This is a genomic window from Azospirillum halopraeferens DSM 3675, assembly GCF_000429625.1.
In the GTDB taxonomy this organism is placed as follows: Bacteria; Pseudomonadota; Alphaproteobacteria; order Azospirillales; family Azospirillaceae; genus Azospirillum; species Azospirillum halopraeferens.
This window is the reverse complement of sequence record NZ_AUCF01000050.1, coordinates 1-7,608: the sequence shown is the minus strand read 5'-3', so window position 1 is coordinate 7,608 and position 7,608 is coordinate 1. Positions and strand designations below refer to the sequence as shown.

Genomic DNA, 7,608 nt, shown 5'->3' with positions numbered 1-7,608 from the left:
TCGAGCGCCCGCTGGTTGGTCGATTCCAGGCCGGACAGGGCGTCGAAGATCTCGCCGTTGACCGACTCGACGGCCTTGCGCACGCCCTTGCCGCCGAAGCGGGCCTTGTCGCCGTCGCGCAGTTCCACCGCCTCGTGCGCCCCGGTGGAGGCGCCGGAGGGCACGGCCGCACGGCCCGTGGCCCCGGACTCGAGCGTGACGTCGACCTCGACCGTGGGCGTGCCGCGGCTGTCGAGGATTTCGCGGGCGTGGATGTCGGTGATGGCGCTCATGCTGGATTTCCTCCGTGAACGGACGCGCCCCTGATAGCCCCGCCGGATCGGGGTGGCAAGGCCGGGCGTGCGGTTTTCCCCATTTGGCGGGCCGCGGGGGCTATGCAACGGCCTCCGCGCAGGAGACGACCCTGGGAAACCGCAGGGTGAAGACGGTGCCGCGGCCGGGGGCGCTGTCCAGGGCGATGCGGCCCTTCAGGGTGCGGGTGACGATGTTGTACACGATGTTCAGCCCCAACCCGCTGCCGCCCGTTCCGCGGCTGGTGGTGAAGAACGGCTCGAACACCTTGGCGTGCAGGGCCTCGTCGATGCCGCGGCCGTCGTCGGAATAACGCAGCTCCACCTCGTCCGGGGTCGGGCAGCGGACCATGATGCGCAGGCGTCCGCTGCTTCCCGGCGCATAGGCGTGGGTGATGGAGTTCATCACGAAGTTGGTCAGCACCTGGCTGAGCGCGCCGGGGTAGCTGTCCATGACCAGATCGGCGGGGCAGTCCACCTCCACCGTATGGGCGGCCCGGCGCAGCCGCACGCCCAGGCTGCGCAGCACCTCGTGGATGTAGTCGGCGAGGTCGAAGACGCGCCGCTCCTCGCTGGCCTGGTCGACGGCCATCTGCTTGAAGCTCTGGATGAGCTGGGCGGCGCGGTCGATGTTCAGCAGCATCAGTTGCGATGCCTCCGCCGCCACCTCCAGGTACTCCGTCAGGTCGGTGCGGCGCAGCCGGCCGTCGTCCACGGCGCGCCGGATCGCCTGGGTGCGTTCGGCCAGCAGCGACGCGCCGGTGAGGGCGATGCCCACGGGCGTGTTGATCTCGTGCGCCACCCCCGCCACCAGGGAGCCCAGCGCCGCCATCTTCTCCGACTGGATCAGATGGGCCTGCGCCTCCTTCAACTCGCGCAGCGCCCTTTCCGCCTGCTCCTTGGCGGCGCGCACCGCCTCCTCCGCGTGGATGCGCTCGGTGATGTCGGTGTGGGAGCCGATCAGGCGGATCGCCCGCCCCGTCTCGTCGGTCACTTTGACCGCACGGGTGTAGAGGTGGACGGTATGGCCCAGCTTGTGGCGGAAGCGCTGGACGAGCTGGCAGTCGTCGATGACCCCGGCGGCGAAGTCGCGGGCCACCTGCAGCGACAGGGCGCGGTCTTCGGGCAGGATCAGTTCGCCCCACCGCTCCACCGTGTTCACCGCCTCATCCTCGCCGTAGCCCAGCAGCGCCCACCATTGGGGGGAGAACCACAGCTCCCCCGTATCCAGGTTCCATTGGGAGATGCCCTCGCGGGCGGCCCGGATGGCCAGTTCGAACAGCTCGCGGCTGGCCGCCAGTTCGCGCTCCGCCGCCTTGCGGGCGGTGATGTCGGTGTAGGTGGTGACGAATCCGCCGTCGGGCAGGGCGCGGGTCAGTGTCTCCAGGATCACGCCGTCGGGGCGCGTCCGTTCGTTGCGGCGGGGCAGGGGGGCGGCGATGAGAGCCCGGCGGCGGGCCATCACCTCCTCCAGCGGTCCCGGCCCGTAACCGCCGCGTTCGGCCACGTAGCGGGTGATCTCCTCCAGCGGCCGGCGGAAGTGCGGGAAGTCCGGCGGGATCTCCAGCAGGTCGAGCACGCGGCGGTTCCAGGCGATCAGCCGGTGCTCCCGGTCGAAGGCCATGACGCCCTGGCTCAGCCCCTCCAGCACGGCGCGCGACAGCGACCACTGCGCCTCCAGGTCCTGTTCCGCCCGCTTGCGCGCGGAGATGTCGCTGATGCAGGCGAGGATCGCCTCCTCACCCCGGTAGCGGAACAGGCGCACCGACAGCAGCACCCGGGCTTCCCGCCCGCCGGCCGCGATCATGCTCGTTTCGAAGGCGTCGACGGCGCCGCCGCGGGCGCGCAGCTCCTCCAGAAGCCGTTCCCGGTCGGCCGGGTCGGCGTAGACGTCGGCGGCGCGGATGGTCCCCGTGACGGTCGTCAGATCGACCCCGAAGAAGTCTCCCGCGGGCTGGTTGCCCAGGATCAGCACGCCATCGGAATGCCGCGTCACCACCATGGGGAAGGCGATGGCCTGCAGGATGGCGCGCTGGGCCTCCGCCGCGCGGGCGCGGCTGGTGACGTCGGTGAAGCGGCGCAGGTAGCCGCCGCCGGGGAGCGGGCAGTGCCGGGCTTCGATGATGGTCCCGTCGCGGCGCCGAAAGCTGTAATCGAACCAGTCGAACCGACGGGCCTCGGCGACGCGTCCGGCGATGACCGACTCCACGTCCTCGCCGGGTGCCAGGTCGGTCTGGGTCACCGTATGGCGCACCAGATCCTCGCACGGGGTTCCCGGCTGCAGCAACCGGTCGGGCATGGCGAACATCTCGGCGTAGGGGCGGTTCCACACCACCAGACGCTGGTCGCGGTCGAACGCGCACACCGCGTCGGACAGGGAATCGAACACCGTCTCGAGAAGCGCGTGCTTCTCCGGCAGGGCCCGGGGGTCGGCCGGGCCGTCGTCGGGCGGTGCGGCGGTGCGGGCGATGGTGAGCAGATGGCCGTCGCCGTCCGCGGCCAGCGCCAGGGTGAACCGGACGCCGTCGCGGCGGCTGAGGACGAGCGCCTCGCCGGCGGCGAGCGCCGCGGCATCGCCACCGTCCGGTATCGCGAACCGGCCGTCCGCCAGCAGCCGGTCCAGCAGGGCGGCGGGTCCGCCCGCCGCCTCGTCATCGCCGGCCAGGCCGAGGGATTCGCGCGCCGCGGGGTTCACCCCGGCAGGGCGCCCCTGTCCATCGAAGCGGATCAGTCCCGCCCCCGCCATCAGCCGTCGCCCCGTTCGCGCATCCGTCGTCCGCCCGCCACCTTGTACCACCTTACCCGATCCGGACGGGGTGCGAAAACTCCGCCGACCGTCGCAGAGCGCGGCGCAGGGTCCACGGTAACGCTTTGTTCAGCATGACCGGTGACTCTCGCCCCCTTTCTCCGCGAGCACAGCGACGCAGGGATCCATGAGCGAGCGCCCGCCCCATCTTCTCTACGCCCTCGACGAACGCCCGCCTGCGCGGGCGGTCGCCGTCCTGTCGGTGCAGCACCTGGTGCTGGCGCTGATGTTCATGGTCTATCCCGTCATCGTCGCCACCGAACTCGGCCTCAGCCGGGAGGCGACCATGGGCATGGTGACGACGGCCACCCTGATCGTCGGGCTGGGAACCATGCTGCAGGCGACTCGCTTCGGCAGCGGCTTTCTCGCCGTCATCATCCCCAACCCGATCGTCCTCCCCGCCCTCATCGCCGCGGCGCGGACGGCCGGTCCCGGCGCGGCGTTCGGCACGCTGGTGGTGTGCGGCATCGCCCAGATGGGGTTGGCGCGCCTGCTGCCGCGGCTGCGCAGCTACTTCCCGCCCGAGGTGTGCGGGGTTGCGGTGATGATGCTGGGGGTGTCGCTGGTGTCCGGCGGCATCGGCCGGTTCACCGGCTACGATGCGGCGGCCGGCGGCGCGGATTCCGCCGCCGTGGCGACCGGGCTGGCTACGCTGGGCTGCATCGTCGTTCTGACGGTGTGGGCGAAGGGGCCGATGCGCCTGTACGCGGTGCTGATCGGCTGCGCCGCGGGTTACGGCACGGCGGCCGCCCTCGGGCTGGTGGGGCCGGAGGTGGCGCAGGCCCTGGCCGAGGCGCCGGCGGTGGCGATGCCGGCGCCGATGTTCCCGGAGCTGTCCTTCAGCCTCCACATCCTGCCGCCGCTGTTCATCGCCACCCTCATCACCATGATGGACTCGGTCGGCTCCATCGTCTCGCTGGACAAGATGAACACCGCCCACTGGGCGCGTACCGACATGCGGTTGCTGAGCCGCGGCCTGTTCGCCGATGGCGCCACCACCACCCTGGCGGCGTCGGTCGGGACACTGGGGACCGGCTTCTCGTCGGCCAACATCGGGCTGGCCTTCGCCAGCGGCGTGACGGCGCGGGTGGTCGGCCTGGTCACCGGGGCACTGCTGGTGGCGGCAGCCTTCGTGCCGAAGCTGACGACCCTGCTGATCCTGATGCCCCGCCCGGTGATCGGCGCGGTGCTGGTGTTCACCGCCGCCTGCCTGATCACCGCCGGCATGGAGCTGATCATGTCGCGCCTGCTGAACGAGCGGCGGATGCTGGTGATCGGCCTGTCCACCATCCTGGGCCTATCGGTGGCGGCGCTGCCCGGCCTCTACCACGGCGTTCCGGACTGGGCGCGGCCGCTGGTCGGCTCGGAGCTGACGGTGGCCGCCGCCGCGGCGCTGATCCTGAACATGGTCTTCCGCATCGGTGCGGTTCGGCGCGCCCGTGTGGCGTTCACGCCGGGGCACACGCCGCTGGGTGATCTCTACGAGTTCATGGAGACGCAGGGCGGCGTCTGGGGAGCGCGGCGCGATGTGGTGCAGCGCGCCACCCTGGCCCTGATCGAGGCGATGGAAACCCTGTCGCGGGACGGCCTGGCACGGGGGGAGGTGACCGTGGAGGCCGCTTTCGACGAGCTGAACCTGGACCTGCGCCTGCGCTACGCCGGCAGCCCGCCGGCCCTCGGGGCCGGGGCCGTCGACATCAGGGCGCTGCTGGAGTCGGAAGGCGATGCCGGGATCGACGAGGCCATGCGCTCGGTTTCCGGCACCCTGATCACCCGCGTGGCGGACCGGGTCACCGCCTCGTCGCGCGGCGACGAGGCGGTGCTGGCCCTGCATTTCGATCACTGACGGCGCGGCCGCCCGGTCAGGCCGCCTTCAGCCGCTCCTCCGCCATGCGGTCGGCGGCGACGTCGGTGGGGACGCCGTCGCGCGCGGCGCGGGCGAAGACGTCGGCCAGCGTGCGCTCTATCCCCGCCACGTGGGCGTAGGTGGTGTCGCGATCGTAGGCGCCGCTGCGCTCGTGGTGGACGTTGATCAGGCCGCCGGCGTTGATGACGTAGTCCGGGGCGTAGAGGATGGCGCGGTCGGCCAGCAGGGCGCCGTGGCGCGGCGCGGCGAGCTGGTTGTTGGCGGATCCCGCCACAACCGACGCCCGCAGCCGCCCCGCCGTGTTGTCGTTGATGACCGCACCCAGCGCGCAGGGGGCGAAGACGTCCGCATCCACGTCGTAAATGGCGTCGGCGTCGACGGCAATGGCGCCGAAGTCGCGCACCGCCCGCTCGACTCCGCTGCGACGGATGTCGGTCACGTACAGGCGCGCGCCCTCCTGGTGCAGGTGGCGGCACAGGTGATAGCCCACGTGGCCCAGCCCCTGCACCGCCACCGTCAGCCCCTCCAGGGCGTTGCGGCGCAGCCGGTGGTTGACAGCGGCATGGATGCCGCGCCAGACGCCGTACGCGGTGGCCGGCGAGGGATCGCCGCCGCCCTCGGCCAGTCCGGCGACGTGGGCCGTCTCGCGCCGTACCTCCGCCATGTCGGCGGGGGAGGTGCCCACGTCTTCGGCCACCACGTAGCGGCCGCTCAGGCGATCCACCGCCCGGCCCAGCGCCCGCATCAGCTCCGGAGTCTTCGGCCGGGCCGGATCGGCCAGGATCACCGACTTGCCGCCGCCGTAGGGCAGCCCCGCCATGGTCGCCTTGTACGTCATGCCGCGCGACAGGCGCAGCACGTCGGTCAGCGCTGCCCGCTCGTCGTCGTAGTACCAGTAGCGGCAGCCGCCGAGGGCCGGGCCGCGGCGCGTGTCGTGGATGGCGATGATGGCCTTCAGGCCGGTGTCGGGGTCGGCGGCGAAGACGATCTGCTCGTGCCGGTCGAAGGCGTCGGCCTCGAAAACGGGCATACGCAACCTCCATCTGCGGGCAGCGCGACGCCGCGGCGCAGCGCTGCGACATTTTGTCCCTGCACTTAGGTATTTGCCGCTTTCGACCGGTTTCAAGGAAGCGAACGGCGGTCTTCAAAAGAAGACGAAAAATGATACAAAAGACGTGTTCCGGGTCAGAACCCGCCGCCTCGCGTCGACGAAAAGCAATGACATGACGCCGAGCAAACAATCCCGCAGTGCAACGATGGGCGTGGCCGGCGTGCGGGTATCCGGGCGGGGGGTGCAAACGTCATACGGCGTCGCGGCACGCTGGAAGGGGCGATGGGGCTTGCCCATATCGACGCCAACCGGAGGGGGGACCGCCGGACCATGCCGTCGACGGCGGCTGAAGGGGGAGGATCATGAAGGCGCGTCAGCGGCAAACCTACGTCACGCAGTGCCGGACCACCATCGCCATGGCCGGGGAGCGGCTGGAGATGCTGCGCCGCGCCGTCGAACGGCGTGATGCGGCCGAACGGGTTTCGCTGGAACGCATGCTCGACACGCTGCGCGGCCGGCGCAACCGGGCCATGGCGCGCGTGGAGTCCGCCCATCAGGCCAGTGACGAGGCGTGGCCGTTCGCCCGCGCCGGCGCGGACCAGGCCATCGCCGAACTGGCATCCGGCCTGGACGAACTGGAAGCCCGCCTCGATCGGGCCGCGGCCTGAGCCCTGTCGAATTGCGTGGTATTACCACGGTTCGAAAAGCCCTGTTCCGAAGCACGAATTGTTGTATACCTTTTTTGAGACCGGTCGGCCCTGCCGGCCGGCAGACCGGCATTCGCGGATGGAGGGGCCCATGGCGGCATCGACGGCAGGTTCGCGCCTGATCGGTGTCGATGCGAGCGAGGGTGGCCCCGAACGCCCGGACCATGGTCCGGGTCGCCATCCGGTACGGTTTCCGGGCCGCGGCCCCACCCGCGCAGCCGCGGCCGGCGGACAACAAACGAACAATTCGGAGGAATAGCAATGCGGATCCTGCTCGCCGCCGTGGCGGCGCTCGCCCTCATGACCGGTCCCGCGCTGGCCCAGAAGCCCATCGTGATCAAGTTCAGCCACGTGGTGGCCGACAGCACGCCCAAGGGCCAGGGCGCCCTGATGTTCAAGAAGCTGGTGGAGGAGCGGCTCGGCGACCGGGTGAAGGTCGAGGTCTATCCCAACTCCCAGCTCTACGGCGATGCCAAGGAGATGGAGGCGCTGGCGCTGGGCGACGTGCAGTTGATCGCCCCGTCGCTGTCCAAGTTCGACCGCTACACCAAGCAGCTCCAGGTCTTCGACCTGCCGTTCCTGTTCGAGGACATTCAGGCGGTCGACCGCTTCCAGGCCAGCGAGGCCGGCAAGAAGCTGCTGAAGTCCATGGAGAAGAAGGGTTTCATCGGGCTGGGCTACTGGCATAACGGCATGAAGCAGCTTTCGGCCAACAAGCCGCTGCGCACGCCGGCCGATTCCAAGGGGATGAAGTTCCGCGTGCAGAACTCCGACGTGCTGGTTTCGCAGTTCCAGGCGGTCGGCGGCGTGCCGCAGAAGATGGCCTTCGCCGAGGTGTACCAGGCGCTGCAGACCGGCACCGTCGACGGTGCGGAGAACCCGTGGTC

General features: G+C 70.6%; 5 protein-coding genes and 1 pseudogene. 3 read left to right on the top strand and 3 right to left on the bottom strand.

The features are described from left to right. Both eno and G472_RS38405 read right to left on the bottom strand, forming a co-directional pair. Positions 1 to 272: pseudogene (eno, locus tag G472_RS0124575) on the bottom strand (phosphopyruvate hydratase); the annotation flags it as partial. Positions 273 to 372: 100 nt separating this feature from the next. Then, entirely contained in the window at positions 373 to 3,036 is a 2,664-nt protein-coding gene (locus tag G472_RS38405; RefSeq protein WP_084536897.1) for a PAS-domain containing protein, read from the bottom strand. Between the two features lie 187 nt (positions 3,037 to 3,223). Between G472_RS38405 and G472_RS0124565 the strand changes: the two genes are divergently transcribed. Beyond that, on the top strand, positions 3,224 to 4,942 hold the full coding sequence (locus G472_RS0124565) for a uracil-xanthine permease family protein (protein WP_029010496.1): 1,719 nt from the start codon (positions 3,224 to 3,226) through the stop codon (positions 4,940 to 4,942). A 16-nt stretch (positions 4,943 to 4,958) separates the two neighbouring features. On the opposite strand, the gene G472_RS0124560 is transcribed toward G472_RS0124565, so the two are convergent. Further along, positions 4,959 to 5,993, bottom strand: a complete 1,035-nt coding sequence (locus G472_RS0124560; RefSeq protein WP_029010495.1) for a Glu/Leu/Phe/Val family dehydrogenase — start codon at positions 5,991 to 5,993, stop codon at positions 4,959 to 4,961. Between the two features lie 383 nt (positions 5,994 to 6,376). On the opposite strand from G472_RS0124560, the gene G472_RS0124555 reads away from it, so the two are divergent. Together G472_RS0124555 and G472_RS0124550 are read left to right on the top strand one after the other, a co-directional pair. After that, positions 6,377 to 6,682 (top strand): sll1863 family stress response protein, encoded by a 306-nt coding sequence (locus G472_RS0124555; protein WP_029010494.1) that lies wholly within the window; start codon positions 6,377 to 6,379, stop codon positions 6,680 to 6,682. Positions 6,683 to 6,982: 300 nt separating this feature from the next. Then, positions 6,983 to 7,608: DctP family TRAP transporter solute-binding subunit (locus tag G472_RS0124550; protein ID WP_035693677.1), on the top strand; the 626-nt coding region annotated here is incomplete at its 3' end.

Bases quoted from the DNA above. Each gene is read 5' to 3' on its own strand.
- G472_RS38405 (WP_084536897.1), bottom strand. From the start codon at position 3,036: ATGGCGGGGGCGGGACTGATCCGCTTCGATGGACAGGGGCGCCCTGCC.
- G472_RS0124565 (WP_029010496.1), top strand. From the start codon at position 3,224: ATGAGCGAGCGCCCGCCCCATCTTCTCTACGCCCTCGACGAACGCCCG.
- G472_RS0124560 (WP_029010495.1), bottom strand. From the start codon at position 5,993: ATGCCCGTTTTCGAGGCCGACGCCTTCGACCGGCACGAGCAGATCGTC.
- G472_RS0124555 (WP_029010494.1), top strand. From the start codon at position 6,377: ATGAAGGCGCGTCAGCGGCAAACCTACGTCACGCAGTGCCGGACCACC.